Origin of the sequence: Ruegeria aquimaris (assembly GCF_025751555.1) — a bacterium.
Lineage (GTDB): Bacteria > Pseudomonadota > Alphaproteobacteria > Rhodobacterales > Rhodobacteraceae > Ruegeria_B > Ruegeria_B aquimaris.
The window spans coordinates 1-17,606 of sequence record NZ_JAOWLB010000028.1 but is presented as its reverse complement, the minus strand read 5'-3'; the positions used below and the strand labels follow the sequence as shown (position 1 = coordinate 17,606).

General features: G+C 61.6%; 19 protein-coding genes. 3 read left to right on the top strand and 16 right to left on the bottom strand.

Annotated features, from left to right (window positions below):
• Position 1 precedes the first annotated feature (1 nt).
• The 16 genes from OE747_RS22605 to OE747_RS22530 form a co-directional block, all read right to left on the bottom strand.
• Positions 2-1,270, bottom strand: a complete 1,269-nt coding sequence (locus OE747_RS22605) for an amino acid ABC transporter permease (protein ID WP_263830725.1) — start codon at positions 1,268-1,270, stop codon at positions 2-4.
• A 131-nt stretch (positions 1,271-1,401) separates the two neighbouring features.
• Positions 1,402-2,418 carry an amino acid ABC transporter substrate-binding protein gene (locus OE747_RS22600; protein WP_263830724.1) on the bottom strand — a complete coding sequence of 339 codons (1,017 nt, stop codon included), beginning with the start codon at positions 2,416-2,418 and terminating at the stop codon, positions 1,402-1,404.
• 196 nt (positions 2,419-2,614) lie between these two features.
• The gene (locus OE747_RS22595; protein WP_263830723.1) at positions 2,615-3,322 is read right to left on the bottom strand and encodes an ATP12 family chaperone protein; all 708 of its coding nucleotides are present in this window, start codon (positions 3,320-3,322) and stop codon (positions 2,615-2,617) included.
• Between the two features lie 4 nt (positions 3,323-3,326).
• The gene (locus OE747_RS22590; protein WP_263830722.1) at positions 3,327-3,998 is read right to left on the bottom strand and encodes an HAD-IA family hydrolase; all 672 of its coding nucleotides are present in this window, start codon (positions 3,996-3,998) and stop codon (positions 3,327-3,329) included.
• A complete protein-coding gene (locus OE747_RS22585; protein WP_263830721.1) occupies positions 3,995-5,038 on the bottom strand; it encodes an RluA family pseudouridine synthase in 1,044 nt (347 codons plus the stop codon). The genes OE747_RS22590 and OE747_RS22585 overlap by 4 nt, the downstream gene beginning before the upstream one ends.
• Positions 5,039-5,194: 156 nt before the next feature.
• The gene (locus OE747_RS22580; RefSeq protein WP_263830720.1) at positions 5,195-6,502 is read right to left on the bottom strand and encodes a replication-associated recombination protein A; all 1,308 of its coding nucleotides are present in this window, start codon (positions 6,500-6,502) and stop codon (positions 5,195-5,197) included.
• Positions 6,503-6,505: 3 nt separating this feature from the next.
• Positions 6,506-7,888: a trypsin-like peptidase domain-containing protein gene (locus tag OE747_RS22575; protein ID WP_263830719.1), complete on the bottom strand. Its 1,383-nt coding sequence runs from the start codon at positions 7,886-7,888 to the stop codon at positions 6,506-6,508.
• A 65-nt stretch (positions 7,889-7,953) separates the two neighbouring features.
• Positions 7,954-8,361, bottom strand: a complete 408-nt coding sequence (locus OE747_RS22570; RefSeq protein WP_263830718.1) for a hypothetical protein — start codon at positions 8,359-8,361, stop codon at positions 7,954-7,956.
• A gap of 115 nt (positions 8,362-8,476) precedes the next feature.
• The gene (gene rplQ / locus OE747_RS22565) at positions 8,477-8,899 is read right to left on the bottom strand and encodes a 50S ribosomal protein L17 (protein ID WP_263830717.1); all 423 of its coding nucleotides are present in this window, start codon (positions 8,897-8,899) and stop codon (positions 8,477-8,479) included.
• A gap of 178 nt (positions 8,900-9,077) precedes the next feature.
• On the bottom strand, positions 9,078-10,094 hold the full coding sequence (locus OE747_RS22560) for a DNA-directed RNA polymerase subunit alpha (protein ID WP_263830716.1): 1,017 nt from the start codon (positions 10,092-10,094) through the stop codon (positions 9,078-9,080).
• A gap of 116 nt (positions 10,095-10,210) precedes the next feature.
• Positions 10,211-10,603, bottom strand: a complete 393-nt coding sequence (rpsK, locus tag OE747_RS22555; protein ID WP_263830715.1) for a 30S ribosomal protein S11 — start codon at positions 10,601-10,603, stop codon at positions 10,211-10,213.
• A gap of 13 nt (positions 10,604-10,616) precedes the next feature.
• Positions 10,617-10,985, bottom strand: a complete 369-nt coding sequence (gene rpsM / locus OE747_RS22550; protein WP_263830714.1) for a 30S ribosomal protein S13 — start codon at positions 10,983-10,985, stop codon at positions 10,617-10,619.
• Positions 10,986-11,185: 200 nt separating this feature from the next.
• Entirely contained in the window at positions 11,186-11,827 is a 642-nt protein-coding gene (locus tag OE747_RS22545; protein WP_263830713.1) for an adenylate kinase, read from the bottom strand.
• Positions 11,824-13,191 (bottom strand): preprotein translocase subunit SecY, encoded by a 1,368-nt coding sequence (gene secY / locus OE747_RS22540; RefSeq protein ID WP_263830712.1) that lies wholly within the window; start codon positions 13,189-13,191, stop codon positions 11,824-11,826. The genes OE747_RS22545 and secY overlap by 4 nt, the downstream gene beginning before the upstream one ends.
• 110 nt (positions 13,192-13,301) lie before the next feature.
• Positions 13,302-13,775: a 50S ribosomal protein L15 gene (rplO, locus tag OE747_RS22535; RefSeq protein WP_263830711.1), complete on the bottom strand. Its 474-nt coding sequence runs from the start codon at positions 13,773-13,775 to the stop codon at positions 13,302-13,304.
• A 192-nt stretch (positions 13,776-13,967) separates the two neighbouring features.
• Complete coding sequence (locus OE747_RS22530) at positions 13,968-14,183, bottom strand: DUF1127 domain-containing protein (protein ID WP_263830710.1); 216 nt, start codon at positions 14,181-14,183, stop codon at positions 13,968-13,970.
• Between the two features lie 279 nt (positions 14,184-14,462).
• On the opposite strand from OE747_RS22530, the gene OE747_RS22525 reads away from it, so the two are divergent.
• The 3 genes from OE747_RS22525 to OE747_RS22515 all read left to right on the top strand — a co-directional run bounded on the left by OE747_RS22525 (position 14,463) and on the right by OE747_RS22515 (position 17,591).
• The gene (locus tag OE747_RS22525) at positions 14,463-15,986 is read left to right on the top strand and encodes a calcium-binding protein (RefSeq protein WP_263830709.1); all 1,524 of its coding nucleotides are present in this window, start codon (positions 14,463-14,465) and stop codon (positions 15,984-15,986) included.
• A gap of 430 nt (positions 15,987-16,416) precedes the next feature.
• A complete protein-coding gene (locus OE747_RS22520; RefSeq protein ID WP_263830708.1) occupies positions 16,417-16,893 on the top strand; it encodes a MobC family plasmid mobilization relaxosome protein in 477 nt (158 codons plus the stop codon).
• Entirely contained in the window at positions 16,890-17,591 is a 702-nt protein-coding gene (locus OE747_RS22515; RefSeq protein ID WP_263830707.1) for a relaxase/mobilization nuclease domain-containing protein, read from the top strand. Before OE747_RS22520 ends, OE747_RS22515 begins: the two co-directional genes overlap by 4 nt.
• The last annotated feature ends 15 nt before the right edge of the window (positions 17,592-17,606 follow it).

Here is a 17,606-nt window from a genome sequence, read left to right as displayed (position 1 = left end):
CTCAACGCTCCTTCAGTTTGACGGATTCATTGTACCAGTTCATCACCGCCGAAATGGACAGCGAGATGGTCAGGTACACCAGCATCAAGAGCAGGATCGTTTCCAGCTCGCGTCCGGTCTGGTTCATGGTGATACCACCCAACGTGCCGGTGATATCCATGTAACCCACGGCGATCGCCAGCGACGAGTTCTTGGTGAGGTTGAGATAGTTCGAGATCAGCGGCGGAATGATCACCCGCAGCGCCTGCGGCAGGATCACCAGCGACATGATCTTGTTCGAGCGCAATCCCAATGCGGATGCGGCCTCGGTCTGGCCCTTGGAGATGGCCATGATACCCGCGCGCACGATTTCCGCGATGAACGCCGCGGTATAAAGTGACAGCGCCAACCAAAGTGCGATCAGCGAATTCCGCAGATGGGTACCACCGGAGAAGTTGAAGCCTTTCAACTCGGGATAGCCCAGGTGAAACCCGAGAAGCACCAGCAGAAGACCGGTCGGCAGAACGATGACGGCGACGCGCTGCCACCAGGTTACAGGCCGGTCGCCAGTCTGTTCCTGAATACGGTCGGCGCGCTTGCGAATGAAATTCGACACCCAGATGCCAGCCCCAAGAACCACGAGGACGGCCATTAGATCGAGGCTGATGTCAAAGCGCAAACTGCTTTCGCCGAACAGATGAATGTTTCCAAGGCTGTTCGAAAACAGCGGTTCAGGAACATAAACACCACGGTTGGTCACGGCCACGCTGTCGCCAAGGACCATGCTGGCGGTCGCGTTGTCACCCCGGAACGCACTGGGCGCCGGCAGGGTTTCGATGAGGATCGCCATGATGAACACGATCCACAGCAGCACCGGAACGTTACGGAACCCTTCGACGTAGATGGTCATCAGGCGGGCGACGATCCAGTTGTTGGACAGGCGCAGAACACCGATTATGACACCCAGAACGGTCGCCGTGATACACCCCAGCACCGCAACAACAAGCGTGTTGAGCAGGCCGATCAGTGCGGCCCTCAGATGTGTATCCCGAGAGCTGTAGTCCAGCAATCTCTGGTTGATATCATAGCTTGCCGGTTCCGAGAAAAACCCGAAATCGATTGGTTTGCCCAGCGCCGCAAGGTTTTGGGCCGTGTTGCTGATCAGCCAGGCGGCCAGCAACATGAAACCTATCATCGCGATGACTTGGATTGTGGCCGACCGATACCGCGTATCGTAGAGGAGCATGGACAGCCGGAACTGCTCCTTTGGCGGGTCAGTGAGAGTCGTCATGACCTATTTTAATCCCCGTGACATCCTGGCCAATCTCTCTCCGGCGGGGTTTGCCCCACTCTTATCGGCCAGGTACTTAGTTATGGATGCAAAAAGGGCGCGGGTTTCCCCACGCCCTCCTGCGGGTTTTCTTACCGGAACGGCGGCGAATACAGCAGGCCACCTTCGGTCCACTGGGCGTTCAGGCCACGTGCCAGACCGATCGGGGTGCTTTCACCGATATTCTGAGCGAACACTTCGCCGAAGTTGCCGCCAACCTTGATGGCGCGCATGGCCCACTGGTTATCCAGGCCCAGCATCTCGCCCAGGGTGCCTTCGGTGCCCAGGATGCGGTTGATTTCCGGGTTGTTGGTACCGGCCGACATCTCGTCGATGTTTGCCGACGTGATACCATACTCTTCGGCCGAGATCAGCGCGTTGAGGGTCCAGCGGACAACGTCCGCCCACTCGTTGTCGCCGTGACGGACCAGCGGGCCCAGCGGCTCTTTCGAGATGATTTCGGGCAGCAGGACATGGTCGCCCGGAGCTTCGAACGTGGCGCGGGTTGCGGCCAGGCCCGACGCGTCGGTGGTGTACACGTCACATGCGCCAGCCAGATACTGCTGCTGCGCTTCGGCGTTGGTTTCGATCGGAACCGGCTCGTAGCTGATGTTGTTGGCGCGGAAGAAGTCCGCGAGGTTCAGCTCGGTGGTGGTGCCGGTCTGGATGCAGACGGTTGCGCCATCCAGTTCCTTGGCCGAGCTGACGCCCAGCGCCTTCGGAACCATGAAGCCCTGACCGTCATAGTAGTTCACGCCCACGAATTCGAACTTCAGGTCCACGTCGCGGCTGAAGGTCCAGGTGGTGTTACGCGCCAGCATGTCGACTTCGCCGGATGCCAGGGCGGTGAAACGGGTCTTGCCCGTGGTCGGAACGAATTCGACCGCGTTGCCATCGCCCAGAACCGCCGCAGCAACGGCACGGCACAGAGCCACGTCAAAACCTTTCCACTCCCCATTCGAATCCGGTGCCGCAAAGCCGACCAGACCGGTGGTCACACCACAGTTCAGCTTGCCGCGAGCCTTGACGTCATCAATTGTGCCCGCTGCCGCAGCACCTGCGGCCAGTCCGGCGACAGTGAGAGCGCCCAAAAGTACGGATTTCTTCATTTTTACCTCTTCCTGATTTTCCCCCCCTTTTGCGGGGCGGTTCGACCGCCGCTCCCCGGCGGCGGCGCGGATATGAAAGGGGGTCGCCCCTTCAATGGCAGCAAGTTTGGGCGCAATCGTGAACAAAGGTCAAGGCTTTGGTGCAGGTTTTGACTGCCCGATCAATGCCATTGCCATCAGATTGACGAGATTGGTCTCAGGATGAGAGGTCAAAGAACCGCTTTGCGTGTAAAAACGCCTGCCGCTTGATCTCGGCAAGAGCCTGCGCTTCTTCGTCGGGACCCCATTGTTCCTCTTGCCAAAGCTCGTCGAGACGCGAAATACGCCAGATTTCATCCGGATCGCGCCAATCCAATGCCGCCGCGAAACCCAGGACAAGCGAGCCGCTCAAACTGACAAGATCGTGAAACGCGGCAAGCTGAAAATCGGACAGATCATGCACCCGTACCGACAGTTGAGCTTGTACGGAGTCCGGCTGCGGCTGATGCATCAAGCCATTCACCGTAATCAGCCGGACGCCGAATGTATCACAGGCCCAATCCAGCGCCGGATCCCAGATTTGTGATTGTCGGGTGACCAATTCGGCGGGGTGGACGGCGCGATAGCACAGCAAATCCGAATCGCCATAGGCCGCCAACAGGTCGGCAACCTCGGCATGTTGAACGCGAACCTTGTCGATCGCGGCATTGGCCGACCGGGTAAATGGCATCGTGCGCGGGTCGACCTCTTTCTCCTGCGCATCCCACTCGGCGGCGACCGCTTCTGCCATAGGACGCGTAGGCAGGGACAGCAGGGTCTTGGCTGGGGTTTTCACCGGACGCCCGTCGAGCTCGACGGCAAAACCTCCATCGTGCTCTTCCACGGTCGCCTGTTTCCAGAATCGTTTCGGTTTCCAGTCGCTCATCGGTTCATGTCCAGACTTCGTTCAACAGGTTCGGCAGCTCGTCAAATGCCGCGATGACATGTTGCGCGCGCGTTAGCGATTGCGGCGGGTGGTACCCCCAGCTGACCCCGATGCCCGGAACACCTGCCGCCGCGGCCATATCCATATCGAAACTCGTATCGCCGATCATCACCGTATCGCAGGCGCGCACGCCTGTTTCCGCCCGCGCTGTGTCGATCATCGACGGGTGCGGTTTTGACGGGTGATGGTCCGCCACCTGCCGGGTGACAAAGTACTTCTCCAAACCATGCGCCTCGATCAACCCGTCAAGGCCGCGTTTGGATTTACCGGTCGCCACGCCCAGCAGGAAATGCGGCACCGCGTGCAGGGCATCCAGTACCTCGCGCGCACCGGGAAACAGCGGCGAGTGCGCGGCCCCCTGTGCCAACCGGGTCTGGTGATAGGAATGCTTGTAAGCTTCAACCAACCTGTTTTGAGTGCCGGACTCCAGTTCCGGCGCCAGACACGCCATCGCCTGAGGCAGCGAAAGCCCGACGATCGACAGAATCGCCGGGCGCGCGGGCGCCGGCAGGCCCAGCGCGTCAAAGGCGGACGTCATCGAACTGACGATGGCAGCCTGGCTATCGACCAGTGTACCATCCACGTCGAACAGGATCAGACGCAGTTTGTCGCTCACATCAACTCCGCAAAGGGATCGTCCGCGGCTAGGTCCTCGGTCCAGCCGAAGGTTTCCCAGCTTTGTTGCATATGCTCCGGCAGCGGCGCGGTATAGGTGACAACCTTGCGCGTGCCCGGATGTTCGAACGACAGGCTGCGGGCATGCAGATGCAGTTTCTTGCTGATGATGCCGCCAAGTTGTGCGCCCCAGCCATCGCCCAGGTTCTCCTGCCCCGATCCACCGTATTTGCCGTCACCGATGATCGGATGTCCGATCCCGGCCATATGCGCCCGCAACTGGTGGGTACGACCGGTAACCGGCTCCATCGCCACCCAGGACGCGCGCCCGGCGACGCGGTACAGCGTGGCATAATATGTATGCGCCCGTTTCGCCCCCGGCGTGCTCTCGACATCGTTTAGGTGTACGACATTCATCTTCTCGCCCTCTCCACGCGCGCCGTGGCCGGGCGCCTTGACAAGACCGGTCTTGATCTCGCCCAGATAGGGTGTCGGCACACCTGCGACCAGCGCCCAGTAGATCTTGCGCGTGTTGCGGTGGCGAAACGCAGCGGTCAGCCGGGTCGCGGCCTCGCGCGTGCGGGCCAGCACCAGCACACCCGAGGTGTCCTTGTCCAACCTGTGCACCAGACGCGGGTTCTCGTCATTGCCAAAGCGCAACGCCTCGCTCAACCCGTCGACATGTCGGCTCTGGCCGCTGCCGCCCTGCACCGCCAGACCGGCGGGCTTGTTCAGCACGATCACATGGTCGTCGCGGTGAATGACGCAGGCCTGGATCATCCGCGCATCCGCCTCCGAGACTCGCGGCTTGTGCACCGGCGGCTTTTCCCCCTCGGCAGGCAGCGGCGGCACTCGCACCTGCTGCCCCTCTTCCAGACGGGTTGCCGGTTTTGCCCGCGCGCCATCGACCCGCAACTCGCCCTTGCGGCACATCTTCTCGATGCGGCCCTGCCCGACATGCGGAAACCGGCGGCGCAGCCAGCGGTCCAACCGCTGGTCGCCTTCGCCCGCTTCTACGGTGATGATCTGTACGCCGCTCATGCAGGCATCCTCCGCGCATCCCGGCCGGTACACCGGACAACGCGCATATCTTGATCGAAAGAAAACATCGCCGTCTGTCGCCCGCACACCATCGAGAGTCAAGGGACCAAGGGCAGCCTGCGGGCGCGGGTGGGGCGCCCGCAGGCTGCCCGCCTATCAGTTCCGCTGCTCCCGCAGTCGGGCGAAATAGTCGAGCCGCTTCTTCAGCTCCCGTTCGAACCCCCGCTCGACCGGCTGATAGAGCGTCGGCCGCTCCATCCCGTCGGGAAAGTAGTTCTGACCGGAGAATCCGTCCTCGGCATCATGGTCATAGGCATAGCCCGCGCCATAGCCCTGATCCTTCATCAACCCGGTGGGCGCGTTCAGGATGTGCTTGGGCGGCGGTGCCGAACCCGATTGCTTGGCCAGCCGCATCGCCGCCTTGTAACCCACATAAGCCCCGTTCGATTTCGGGGCCAATGCCAGATAGACAATCGCCTGCGCCAGTGCCAACTCGCCCTCGGGGCTGCCCAACCGCTCGTAGACCTCCCAGGCATGCAGGCAGACCGACTGTGCCTGCGGGTCGGCCAGCCCGATATCCTCGACCGCCATGCGGGTGATCCGGCGCGCCAGGAAACGCGGGTCCTCGCCCCCGGTCAGCATCCGCGCCAGCCAATAAAGGGCCGCGTCCGGGTCCGAGCCGCGCACCGATTTGTGCAGGGCCGAGATCAGGTTGTAATGCTCGTCCCCGCTCTTGTCGTATTTGGTGGCCCGGCGCATCAGCCGTGCTGCCAGCGCCTCGCGCTCAAGCGGAGCCGCGACCTTCCACGCCGCCACCTGTTCGATCAGATTGAGCAGCGCGCGCCCGTCGCCATCGGCCATTTCCTGAAGCGCCAGCCGCGCCTCGGGCGTCAGTGGCAATTCGCGGCCCAACTCGCGCTCGGCCCGTGCGGTCAGATGCTCCAGATCCTGGGCGCTCAGCCGCTCCAGCACCAGCACCTGCGCCCGGCTCAAGAGCGCGGCGTTCAACTCGAACGACGGGTTCTCGGTCGTGGCGCCCACCAGCAGGATAGTGCCGTCCTCCATATGCGGCAGGAACCCGTCCTGCTGCGCCTTATTGAACCGATGAATTTCGTCGACAAACAGCAAGGTTCCCTGCCCGTTGCCACGCCGGATGCGTGCCGCTTCGAACACTTTCTTCAGGTCCGGCACCCCGGTAAAAATGGCGCTGATCTGCACAAAATGCAGGTCGGTCTCCTGCGCCAGCAGCCGCGCGATGGTGGTCTTGCCCACCCCCGGCGGCCCCCAGAACACCAGGCTGGACAGCGATCCCGAGGCCAGCATCACGCCCAAAGGTGCCTCGGGCCCCAGCACCTGCTGTTGCCCGATCACCTCGGCCAGGCTCTGCGGCCTCAACCTGTCCGCCAGCGGGCGCGGCGGCTCTCTTTCCGGCCGTGCGGCCCCGGTATCGAACAGGTCCGCCATGGGTCAGAGCCGGAACCGCAGCGACACCCATTGGCCGCGCCGCTGCAAGTCCATCCGCACCCAACGCCCGGTCTCGGTCAACGCCCGCTCTACATCGGCGGTGCTCTCGATCTCTTCGCCGTTGATCGCCCCCAGAACATCACCCGGCTGTACGCCCGCCCGCGCGCCATAGGGGCCGGGGTCCAGAACCACGACACCGCTTGCCGACAGTGGCAGACCAAGCCGCGCGATCACCGCCGGGTTCAACCGGGCCACGGTCAGGCCCGGCAGGACGGTGCGCTCACCCATTGTGGTTTCCTGTGCCGGCGGATCGTCGGGCGCCTCTGTCAGGGCGACCGGAAGCTCGCTCCGCTCGCCCTGGCGCAATCGCGTCATCCTGGCCGTACCGCCGATACCCGCGACGGACATGCGGAACTTCATCTCAGAGGGCGAGTTGACCAGCTGCCCGTCCACCTCGGTGATCACGTCGCCAACTGAGAAGCCTGCCACAGCCAGCGGACTTTGCGGATGCAGGTCGGAAATGACCACGCCCTCGGGGATCGAAAGGCCCAGCGACTCGGCGATGTCTGCGGTCATCGGCTGGCCTGCCATACCGGCCCAGGGGCGGGCGAAACTGGTATTGCCTTGGCGCGCCTGGCGCAGGAACTCGGCCACCAGATTGGCGGGGATGGCAAAGCCGATCCCGTTCGACCCGCCCGACCGGCTGAGGATCGAGGTGTTGATGCCGATCAGGTCGCCGTTCACGTCGATCAGGGCGCCGCCCGAATTTCCGGGATTGATCGGCGCATCGGTCTGGATGAAATAGCCCCGCGCATTGCCGGTGGCAGTTCCCGATCGGGCAAGGCCCGAGACGATGCCGCTGCTCACCGTCTGGCCCACGCCAAACGGGTTGCCGATGGCAAGCACCAGTTCTCCCACCTCGACATGATCGCTGTCGCGCAGCGGCAGGTTCGGCAAGTCGCGCGCGTCGTCCAGCCGCAGTATTGCGATATCGCTTTCCTCATCGCCCAAGACGACCCGAGCCGTGAACTCACGGCGGTCGGTGGTGACCACGCGGATCTCGGATGCCATGCCGACCACATGGTAGTTAGATACGACAAAGCCGTCATCCGACAGGATCACACCTGAACCGAGCGAGTTCTGCACCCGGGGTTGCGGCGTTCCGAAACCGCGAAAGAAATCCTGAAAAAACGGATCGTTGAACATTGTGCTGCCGCGTCCGGCCGAGATGATCTTGGCATAGATATTGACCACGGCGGGCGCTGCCTTTTTCACCACCGGGGCAAAGCCGAGACCGATTTCCGCCTGCGAATTGGGCACGCGGGTTTCAGCGTTCGCGGGCAAGGAAAGCAGGATAGACAGGGCGATCAGGGTTGCGCGGATCATGGGAACTCCGATTTCGTCTGCCAAACGGATATGCGGGGTTGCCCCGGCAAATGCAAGTCGCGCGGTCAGTTCCTCCGGCGCAGGAATTTCAGACCCGACCAATCCGCGTCAACGGCGCAGACCTTCACATCGACCCAGCCCAGCGGCAGAACTTCGGCGCGTAGCAGGTCTTCGGTCACGCCCGTGTGCAGGGGCGAGGATTTCTTGGCCCAGGACAGCCAGAGCATGCCCCCGGGGCTGAGTCGGGATATCTGTTGCGCCGCTGCGGTCGCGATTGCCTCGGGGCAGTGGAGAAACAGGTGAGCGGCATTTGCAGCAGTGGCCGCGGGGTCGAACAGTACGCCATCGGCCCCGGTCATCAGGTCCTTGTAATGGGCGGGCGGATTGACGGGGCACACGGTCCAACCGGGCTTGAACCCCAGTTTTTGCCAGAGCGGTTTGCCCGAGTATCCAGCGGTGATGGGTTTCGGCATGATCGGACCCTAACCGGCGGAGAGGCCGCGAGGCAACATCCAATGCCTTGCAAAACAAAGAAAAACCCCGTCCGAAAGATCGGACGGGGTTGCATCGGGACAGGTCCCGGAATGCTTATTCGTCGGCGGCCAGCTCTTCTGCTGCGGCGCGGGCCTTGTCGGCGGCACCCTTGGCGTCGACATCGCGATCGACCAGCTCGATGATCGCCATCGGCGCCATGTCGCCATAGCGGAAGCCGGCCTTCAGGATACGGACATAGCCGCCCTGACGGTCCTTGTAACGAGCTGCAAGTACGTCGAAAAGTTTGGCGACGTCCTTGTCTTCCTTCAGCTGGGCCGCGGCCTGACGGCGGGCGTGCAGGTCACCGCGCTTGCCCAGCGTGATCAGCTTTTCGACGATCGGTCGCAGTTCCTTGGCCTTGGGCAGGGTGGTCTTGATCTGTTCGTGCTCGATCAGCGAGCCGGCCATGTTGGAAAACAGGGCCTTGCGGTGTTCGTGGGTGCGGTTCAGGCGGCGGTAGCCACGTGCGTGACGCATGATTTCAATCCTTCTTTCGTGTTTTGCTTTGTCCGGCGACCCTGCGTGTGGGCCGCTCTCCTTGGGGCGGAATTGCCCATCGTTTTGACCGTTTTGTACTGGTCCCGGAACCCGGATTGACCGTTTTGTACAAAACCCGTGGCGGCGATTTCAGCCCGCCGCCACGCCCGAAGACGGTTTAGAACGCGTCTTCGAATTTCTTGGCGAGATCCTCGATGTTGTCGGGCGGCCAGTCCTCGACATCCATGCCGAGGTGCAGACCCATGCCCGAGAGCACTTCCTTGATCTCGTTGAGCGACTTGCGGCCGAAGTTCGGAGTGCGCAGCATCTCTGCTTCGGTCTTCTGGATCAGGTCGCCGATATAGACGATGTTGTCGTTCTTGAGGCAGTTGGCCGAACGCACCGACAGTTCCAGCTCGTCCACCTTCTTGAGCAGCAGCGGGTTGAATTCCAGACCGTCGTCGTCGTCCTGGCGGCTCGCCGATTCCGGCTCGTCGAAGTTGACGAAGATCGACAGCTGGTCCTGGAGGATCCGCGCGGCATAGGCCACGGCATCGTCCGGGGTGATCGAGCCATCGGTTTCGATCTTCATGGTCAGCTTGTCATAGTCCAGCACCTGGCCCTCGCGGGTGGGCTGCACGTCATAGGCGACCTTTTTCACCGGCGAATAGATCGCGTCGATCGGGATCAGGCCGATGGGTGCGTCTTCGGGGCGGTTCTTGTCGGCCGAGACATAGCCCTTGCCGTTGTTCACGGTCAGCTCCATGAACAGGTCGGCGCCATCGTCCAGGTGACAGATCACGTGGTCGCGGTTCAGAACCTCGATACCGGCGCTTTCGCTGATGTCACCGGCGGTGACAACAGCCGGACCTTTGGCATTGATCGACAGGCGCTTGGGCCCTTCGACGTCCATGCGCAGCGAGACCTGCTTGAGGTTCAGGATGATGTCGGTGACGTCTTCGCGCACACCGGCCACGCTCGAAAACTCGTGCAGGACGTTGTCGATCTGCACGCTGCTGATGGCCGCGCCTTGCAGCGAGCTCATCAGGATGCGGCGCAGCGCGTTGCCCAGCGTCAGACCAAAACCACGCTCCAGCGGTTCGGCAATGACGGTGGCCTGGCGTGCCGGATCGTTGCCCGGCTTGACCTCAAGCTGGGTCGGCTTGATCAGTTCTGCCCAGTTCTTGTGGATCATGTAATCCCTCCATTCCTGTTCGCACCCCATGTCCAGGAAGGTGCAAACGCCCGAGGTTTCAAACGGCGGACTGGGGCCGTGTGCGAAACACAGCCCCAGCGTAAATTCTGAGTCGCTTAGACGCGGCGACGCTTCGGCGGGCGGCAGCCGTTGTGGGCGATCGGGGTCACGTCGCGGATCGACGTGATGTTGAAGCCCACGGCAGCCAGAGCGCGCAGAGCCGATTCACGGCCCGAACCGGGGCCCTGAACTTCGACTTCGAGCGTCTTGACGCCATGATCCTGCGCCTTCTTGCCGGCATCTTCTGCGGCCAGCTGAGCGGCGTAGGGGGTCGATTTCCGCGATCCCTTGAAGCCCATGGTGCCAGCCGACGACCACGAGATGGCGTTGCCCTGCACGTCAGAGATCAGGATCTTGGTGTTGTTGAACGTCGAGTTCACATGGGCCACGCCCGTTGCGATGTTCTTACGCTCTTTTTTCTTGGTGATGCGGGTCTTGTCGCGTGCCATTGATCAGCCCCCCTTACTTCTTCTTGCCGGCGATCGGCTTGGCCGGGCCCTTGCGGGTACGGGCGTTGGTGTGGGTGCGCTGACCGCGAACCGGCAGGTTGCGGCGGTGACGCAGACCGCGATAGCAGCCGAGATCCATCAACCGTTTGATGTTCATCTGGACTTCGCGGCGCAGGTCGCCTTCGACGGTGAAGTTGGCGTCGATAAACTCGCGGATCGCCAGAACTTCAGCATCGCTGAGCTGGTTCACACGGCGGGATTGTTCGATGTTCACCGCTTCGCAGATGGCCTTGGCGGATGCCGGGCCGATACCGGTGATATAGGTGAGGGCGATGGGTACCCGTTTGGCAGTCGGGATGTTTACGCCGGCAATACGTGCCACGTGTCACTTTCCTTTTCGTTGCGGTTCCGTAGCTCCAGAACCTTTTTTCACAACGCTTGACCGTGGCAGCGGCGCCAGAGGGTCCAGCATTTTGAGGTGGTCTTGCGCAAATGAAACGAATCCCGTCCGCGCGGTTGATTCCCATAGGGGATGGGGGTCGATATGGGCTTTTGGCGGGGCCGTCAAGCCCCTAACCAATATCAGCCGAGGATCGCCTCGATCGAGGCGGTCACTTCCTTGATTTCCGCCAGTCCGTTGACCGGGCGCAAATCGCCCTTGGCATAGTAATAGCCGATCAGCGGCGAGGTCTTCTTGTAGTATTCCATTAGCCGGGTGCGCAGGCTGTCCTCGTTGTCGTCGGCGCGGCGCTTGAACTCGGTGCTGCCACAATTGCTGCACTTGCCGTCGGCCGGAATCGGCTTGGTGATATCGTTATAGACCTCGCCACAGCCGCCACAGGTCGAACGGGCGGTGATCCGGCTGACCAGCGCCTCGTCATCGACGCGCATCTCGATCACGGTATGCAGCGACTGACCATGCTTGGCCAGCAGCGCGGCCAGCGCGTCGGCCTGGGCCAGGGTACGGGGGAACCCGTCGAAGATGAAACCGGCACCTTTCTTGGTGGTCAGCTGTTCCTCGATCAGGCCAATGACGATCTCGTCGGTGACCAGCTTGCCCGCATCCATGATGGCGGCGACCTTCTGGCCCATTTCGGTGCCCGAGGTGCGCGCCTCGCGCAGCATGTCGCCGGTCGACAGCTGGATCATGCCACGGGTTTCGACCAGATGCCGTGCCTGGGTGCCTTTGCCCGCCCCCGGGGGTCCCAACAGAATGATGTTCATCGACGCGCGGGTCCCTTCCTGTTCGTGCGCTTGCGATTCTTGCCGCGAAGCTGCGATTTTTCGATCAGACCTTCGTACTGGTGCGCGAGCAGGTGGCTCTGGACCTGTTGGATCGTGTCCATGGTCACCGAAACGATGATCAGCACCGAGGTGCCGCCGAAGTAGAACGGCACGTTGAACTGGCCGCGCATGATCTCGGGCAGCAGGCAGACGGCGGCCAGATAGGCCGAACCGAGCACCAGGATGCGGTTGACCACGTATTCCAGGTATTCGGCGGTCTTCTTGCCGGGGCGGATGCCGGGCACAAAGCCGTTCTGGTTCTTGAGGTTGGTGGCGACGTCATCGGGTTTGAACGAGACGTTGAACGTGTAGAAATAGGCGAAGAACACGATCATCGACACGAAGAACAGCAGGTAGAGCGGCTGACCCGGGCCGAAGTTCGCCAGGAGCCATGACATGATCGGGCCATTGGCCGAGCCCTGACTGAAGGTTGAGATGGTGACCGGCAGCAGCAAGAGCGAGCTTGCGAAGATCGCCGGGATCACGCCTGCGGGGTTGACCTTGACCGGCAGGTGGCTGGAGCCGCCGTCATAGACCTTCATGCCCACCTGGCGGCGGGGATACTGGATGTGGATCTTGCGCAGGGCCCGTTCCATGAACACGACAAAGGTGATGACCGCGATCACCATCAGGATGATGGCGATGATCACGGCGGGGCTGATGGCGCCCGAGCGGCCGGAGGCAAAGAACTGGGCCAGAGCGGCGGGGACCTCGGCGATGATGCCGACGAAGATGATCAGCGAGACGCCGTTGCCGATGCCGCGCGCGGTGATCTGTTCGCCCAGCCACATCAGGAACATGGTGCCGCCCACCAGCGTGATCATGGTGGCAAAGCGGAAGTACATGCCCGGTTCGGTGGCCAGATCGCCCGATTCCAGCGAGACGGCCAGCCCATAGGCCTGCACGGTGGCCAGCGCCACGGTGCCGAAACGGGTGTACTGGTTGATCTTCTTGCGGCCCTGTTCGCCCTCTTTCTTGAGTTGCTCAAGCGAGGGGACCATGGCCGTCAGCAGCTGAACGATGATCGAGGCCGAGATGTAAGGCATGATGCCGAGCGCAAAGATGCCCATCCGCCCCAGCGCGCCGCCGGTGAACATTGACACCATACCGCCGATGCCCTGCCCCGCCTGCTCCATGAACTCGCGCAGGGCCACGCCGTCGATTCCCGGCACGGGGATAAACGTGCCGAGGCGATAGACGATCAGAAGCCCCAGGGTAAACAGGATGCGGTTGCGCAGATCGGTGGCCTTGCCCAGGGCAGCCCAGCTTGTGTTGGCCGCCATTTGTTCTGCTGCTGATACCATTCTCGGTCTCTCTGGATAAAAACGCCGCCCGGAACCGTTTTCCGGCTCGGGCGGCGTTTCGGGAAAACTTGGGTGTCTATGTAAGCGGGTCTTTGCCCGCTCACAACCCGTTACTCTGCCGCAGCAGCGATTGTGACCTTCAGCGAGCCGCCCGCTTTCTCGACGGCCTCGACAGCCGCTTTCGATGCACCGGTGACTTCGATGTTCAGCTTGGCGCTGAAGTCACCCTTGGCGAGAACCCGGATGCCGTCCAGCTTGCGGCGCACGAGGCCCGAAGCGACGAGGGCGTCCTCGGTCACGGCGGCCGATGCATCGATCTTGCCGGCTTCGACGAACTTCTGGATCAGACCCAGGTTGACGACGGCGAATTTCTTCTGGTTGGGCTTGTTGAAGCCGCGCTTGGGCAGGCGCTGATAGAGCGGCATCTGGCCGCCTTCGTAGCCGTTGATGGCCACACCCGAACGGGATTTCTGACCCTTGATACCCCGGCCACCGGTCTTGCCCTTGCCCGAGCCCGGGCCGCGGCCGATGCGCATCCGTTTCTTGGCAGCGCCCGGATTGTCGCGCAGTTCATGCAGTTTCATGTCGCTTCTCCTTGCCGGATGTGACCCACGAAGCGTGACAGGCCAACCACGGCGTTTCTTGATTGTTGATTCTGCAGCCACAGAGGGCCACCGGGGGCGTATAGACGCTGTGCGCCGCGCATGCAAGCACCCCGAGAAGCAGAACGCCCCCGGGTTTCCGAGGGCGGTGCAGCGTCCGGTCTGTAGGCCGTATCAGCGGCCGTAGACGTGGAACCGGGCAATATCGTTGATGTCGCAGCGACGGATGCCGATATCGGCCAGTTCGCGGTTCGACAAACGATCGAGTTCATTGAACGTGCGCTTGTAGGACGCGTTCTTTGCCCATGCGTCGCGCGTGGATTTCACGGCGGCCAGGATGCGGGCGGCGATCGACGGTGCGCGGTCAGCGGTAACGGTTGCGTATGCCATTTTCTTACCTCTTACGAATGCAGCAGGGCCTCTCCCAACTGCCTGAATTTTGGTCGTTTCATTGATGAGAGGCAGATAGTGCTGCATTGCAGCATCAGCAAGGGACGCTTTGGTCTAGCCGCCATGCAGCGGCGGCATGGCTGTGGCTGTTGTGAAGCGGGGGCGGGAGACCGGGGAAATACGACTCGGTTTCCCGGCGCTCATATTCCATAATCCAAGAATATTTCCACCGACGCATCACCCAAGGTGAGGCGACCATTTTTTAGAAGCGAGGTTCCAATGACCGACTATACACCCGTAACCGACAATACATTGCTGCCCTTTGGTGATGCGCAGATCCCGCGCGGGGATGACAACGTATCTGCGGAGCTATTCCTTGGCGAAATCTTCGAGGATGGGTTCCTGTTCGGTGGCGAGACCTTCAACAGTTTCTGGGTCGCGACCAATGGCGGTGTGTCTTTCAATGGCCCTGATAGCTGGTCGTCGCCGAGGGACCCCTTCAACATCGCTCCATTCCAACGCGACCTGGATAGCCGGACCCCGCCCGACCCGGCCAGCGGTGTTTTCGTGGACCTGAATACCGAACGGGATTCGGTCGTGGTGACCTGGAACCTTATCGGGCGGTACTATCAGAACTACGATCCCCCTCTTACATTCCAGATGGAGCTGCTCGACCGGGGCGAGGGTGATGCCGAGGTGATCTTTCGTTATGCCGACATGGGCGAGACGGGGGATCCATGGTATAGTGCCGGCCTGACGGCGGAATGGGGATCCTCGGTTGTCTTCGAGCACTGGGATTCCGGCATCCCCGGCTATGAGCTGGACGACACGCCGGGCAATACCGGGATTGCCGGGGTCTGGCAGTATCGCATCGTGGATGGCGTGCTGGAACCCGGTCTGATCGAGGACGGAACCCCCGAAGCCGACCTGATGATCGGCACCGCGCGGGGCGATGTGCTGAACGGGCTGGGCGGCGATGACACGATCCAGGGCAATGATGGCGCCGACATGCTGGATGGCGGCAACGGCAATGACGAGATCGACGGCGGCCTGTCGCAAGACACCATCGCGGGCGGCGCGGGTGCCGACACGATCACCGGCGGGGGCGGCGATGACCAGATCAGCGGTCAGGACGGTAACGATACGATTGAGGGCGGTGCAGGCCGCGACACGATCTATGGCGGTGTAGGTGACGACCTGCTGGCCGAGTCCTGGGAGATCTGGGATTACTGGGGTTCCTTTGACCGGATCGAAGGCGGCGAAGGCAACGACACCGTGCAGGGTGCCTACGGCAACGACACGATCGACGGCGGCGATGGCAATGACGAGTTGCGGGGCGGGAGCCACCAGGACGAGATGCACGGCGGTGCCGGAAACGACACGATGGCCGGCGGCGATGGCAACGACAGCCTTTATGGCGGCGATGGCGACGATTTCCTGTATGGCGACTTTGGCCTCAACATGGCCGAGGGCGGCGCGGGAGCGGATACCTTTCTGCTGAACCCCATGGGTCAACTGACGATCGTCGATTTCAACCCCGTCGAGGGGGATCGTTTGATTGTCGATGGCGATCTCTACGCACGGAATTCCTTTTTTGCGCGGGCGGGCGGTGATGGAGAGATCTATGACGCCGATGGCAATCGCACCTCGTCGGCGCTTGATATCCTGTATCGCGGCGAAGGCGAACCCAACCTGCGGCTGATCGCGACCGTTAGCCTTTTGTCCGGTGTCGATGCCGTGGAACTGGCTTTACCCAGCGCGTTGAACCCGGGCGTGACGCCAATCACCTGGGACTTCTTCTGAGGTCCCTATGATCTCGGTGACAGGTACCCAAGACAAATCAGCCACGGGCAAACCCGGCGCGGTTCACTGCCCTGGCGATGGAACGGGTAGCGGTCGGACCGAACGCTTGCAATTTCTTCGCGAGTTGTGCGGTACAAGGAGAGGCTGATACGGGCGGGTTCAGGCGAGGATCGCTTTTTGAGCGGAGGCGTTAAGCCATTGTTTTTTTGGTGTATTTCTTTGGGGGTTTGGTTGCGGGAGGGCGTTTTGGTCACAACCTTGCGCACCGCTACAACCAAGCCTCACAGCGTGAAATCAACTTTCTGGGCCTGCTCTTTAATGCCCCTGACTTGACGGATGCTCTGAAGAGGTCGGCTAAGGGCTGACCTCTAGGGTCAGTCTTTTCCAACGAATTCAGATCGTTGGTCAGTCATGGGCTGGAGAGCAGACCATGACAAAAACACCAATCGGGAAACGCGAAGCCCCATTTTCGCTGCGCCTGTCCTTCGAGGAACGGGCAAAACTTGAACATCAAGCAGGGAGTATGCCGCTATCGGCGTACATCAAATCCTTGCTGTTTGCAGATGATGCACCGGTTTACCGGCAGAGACGGCGTGCACCAGCCGCCGACGAGAAGCTCTTGGCTGAGCTGCTCGCCTGTCTTGGCGCATCCCGCTTGTCGAACAACTTGAACCAGCTCGCAAAGGCCGCAAACTCCGGCTCGCTCTATTGCGATGAGGGAACGAAGATCGCCCTCAATCGCGCCTGTGATGACGTGCATGCCATGCGCGTTCTGCTCATGCGTGGCCTTGGTATCCAGGTGGATGAGCCTGAGACGGATAAGCCGAAAGAAAGTACGACCCAGAGCTTCAACCGGACAGCGGCCAGACGGCCCTCGATGTTCCCAAAGCCGGGGAACAAGCAATGATCCTCAAAGGAGCTCAACGGGCAGGCGCGGGCAATCTCTCGCGGCATCTCCTGAATACGCGTGACAATGATCATGTCACGACGCTGGAGCTGCGCGGCTTTGTCTCTGGCGATCTGACTGGCGCGCTACAAGAGATTCAGGCTGTCGCCAAGGCAACCAAGTGCAAACAGTTCATGTTTGCGCTGTCTCTCAATCCGCCCAAGGAAGCGGAGGTGAGGGAGGCTGCCTTCATCGCAGCGGCAGATAAGGCCGAAAAAGAGCTCGGTCTAACTGGTCAACCCCGCGCGATTGTCATGCACGAAAAGAACGGGCGACGGCATGCCCATGTCGTCTGGTCCCGGATCGACGGCGACAATCTCAAAGCGATCAATCTACCTTTCTCCAAGAACAAGCTCACCGCAGTGTCGAAGGAGCTTTATCTAGAGCATGGCTGGCGTCTGCCTGACGGGCTGAAGACAATTGGCGGAAAAAGCCCGCTGAGTTTTTCTCGCGAAGAATGGCAGCAAGCACAGCGCCAGAAGCTCGACCCGCGTGAGATCAAAGCTGTTCTTCAAGACGCCTGGGCGCGCAGCGATAGTCTAAAGGGCCTTGGCAACGCGCTCGCGGAGCGGGGATTTCATAGCCAAGGGCGATCGGTGTCAACGGCGGCGCAATTTCCGGCCATTGGGCGGAGTAAAAGCGGACCACCTCGGTCGTGACCGGCGCCTTGGCAA

Coding starts and splice junctions, on each gene's coding strand:
- OE747_RS22605 (WP_263830725.1), bottom strand. CDS start 1,270: ATGACGACTCTCACTGACCCGCCAAAGGAGCAGTTCCGGCTGTCCATG.
- OE747_RS22600 (WP_263830724.1), bottom strand. CDS start 2,418: ATGAAGAAATCCGTACTTTTGGGCGCTCTCACTGTCGCCGGACTGGCC.
- OE747_RS22595 (WP_263830723.1), bottom strand. CDS start 3,322: ATGAGCGACTGGAAACCGAAACGATTCTGGAAACAGGCGACCGTGGAA.
- OE747_RS22585 (WP_263830721.1), bottom strand. CDS start 5,038: ATGAGCGGCGTACAGATCATCACCGTAGAAGCGGGCGAAGGCGACCAG.
- OE747_RS22580 (WP_263830720.1), bottom strand. CDS start 6,502: ATGGCGGACCTGTTCGATACCGGGGCCGCACGGCCGGAAAGAGAGCCG.
- OE747_RS22575 (WP_263830719.1), bottom strand. CDS start 7,888: ATGATCCGCGCAACCCTGATCGCCCTGTCTATCCTGCTTTCCTTGCCC.
- OE747_RS22570 (WP_263830718.1), bottom strand. CDS start 8,361: ATGCCGAAACCCATCACCGCTGGATACTCGGGCAAACCGCTCTGGCAA.
- rplQ (WP_263830717.1), bottom strand. CDS start 8,899: ATGCGTCACGCACGTGGCTACCGCCGCCTGAACCGCACCCACGAACAC.
- OE747_RS22560 (WP_263830716.1), bottom strand. CDS start 10,094: ATGATCCACAAGAACTGGGCAGAACTGATCAAGCCGACCCAGCTTGAG.
- rpsK (WP_263830715.1), bottom strand. CDS start 10,603: ATGGCACGCGACAAGACCCGCATCACCAAGAAAAAAGAGCGTAAGAAC.
- OE747_RS22545 (WP_263830713.1), bottom strand. CDS start 11,827: ATGAACATCATTCTGTTGGGACCCCCGGGGGCGGGCAAAGGCACCCAG.
- secY (WP_263830712.1), bottom strand. CDS start 13,191: ATGGTATCAGCAGCAGAACAAATGGCGGCCAACACAAGCTGGGCTGCC.
- rplO (WP_263830711.1), bottom strand. CDS start 13,775: ATGAAACTGCATGAACTGCGCGACAATCCGGGCGCTGCCAAGAAACGG.
- OE747_RS22530 (WP_263830710.1), bottom strand. CDS start 14,183: ATGGCATACGCAACCGTTACCGCTGACCGCGCACCGTCGATCGCCGCC.
- OE747_RS22525 (WP_263830709.1), top strand. CDS start 14,463: ATGACCGACTATACACCCGTAACCGACAATACATTGCTGCCCTTTGGT.
- OE747_RS22520 (WP_263830708.1), top strand. CDS start 16,417: ATGACAAAAACACCAATCGGGAAACGCGAAGCCCCATTTTCGCTGCGC.
- OE747_RS22515 (WP_263830707.1), top strand. CDS start 16,890: ATGATCCTCAAAGGAGCTCAACGGGCAGGCGCGGGCAATCTCTCGCGG.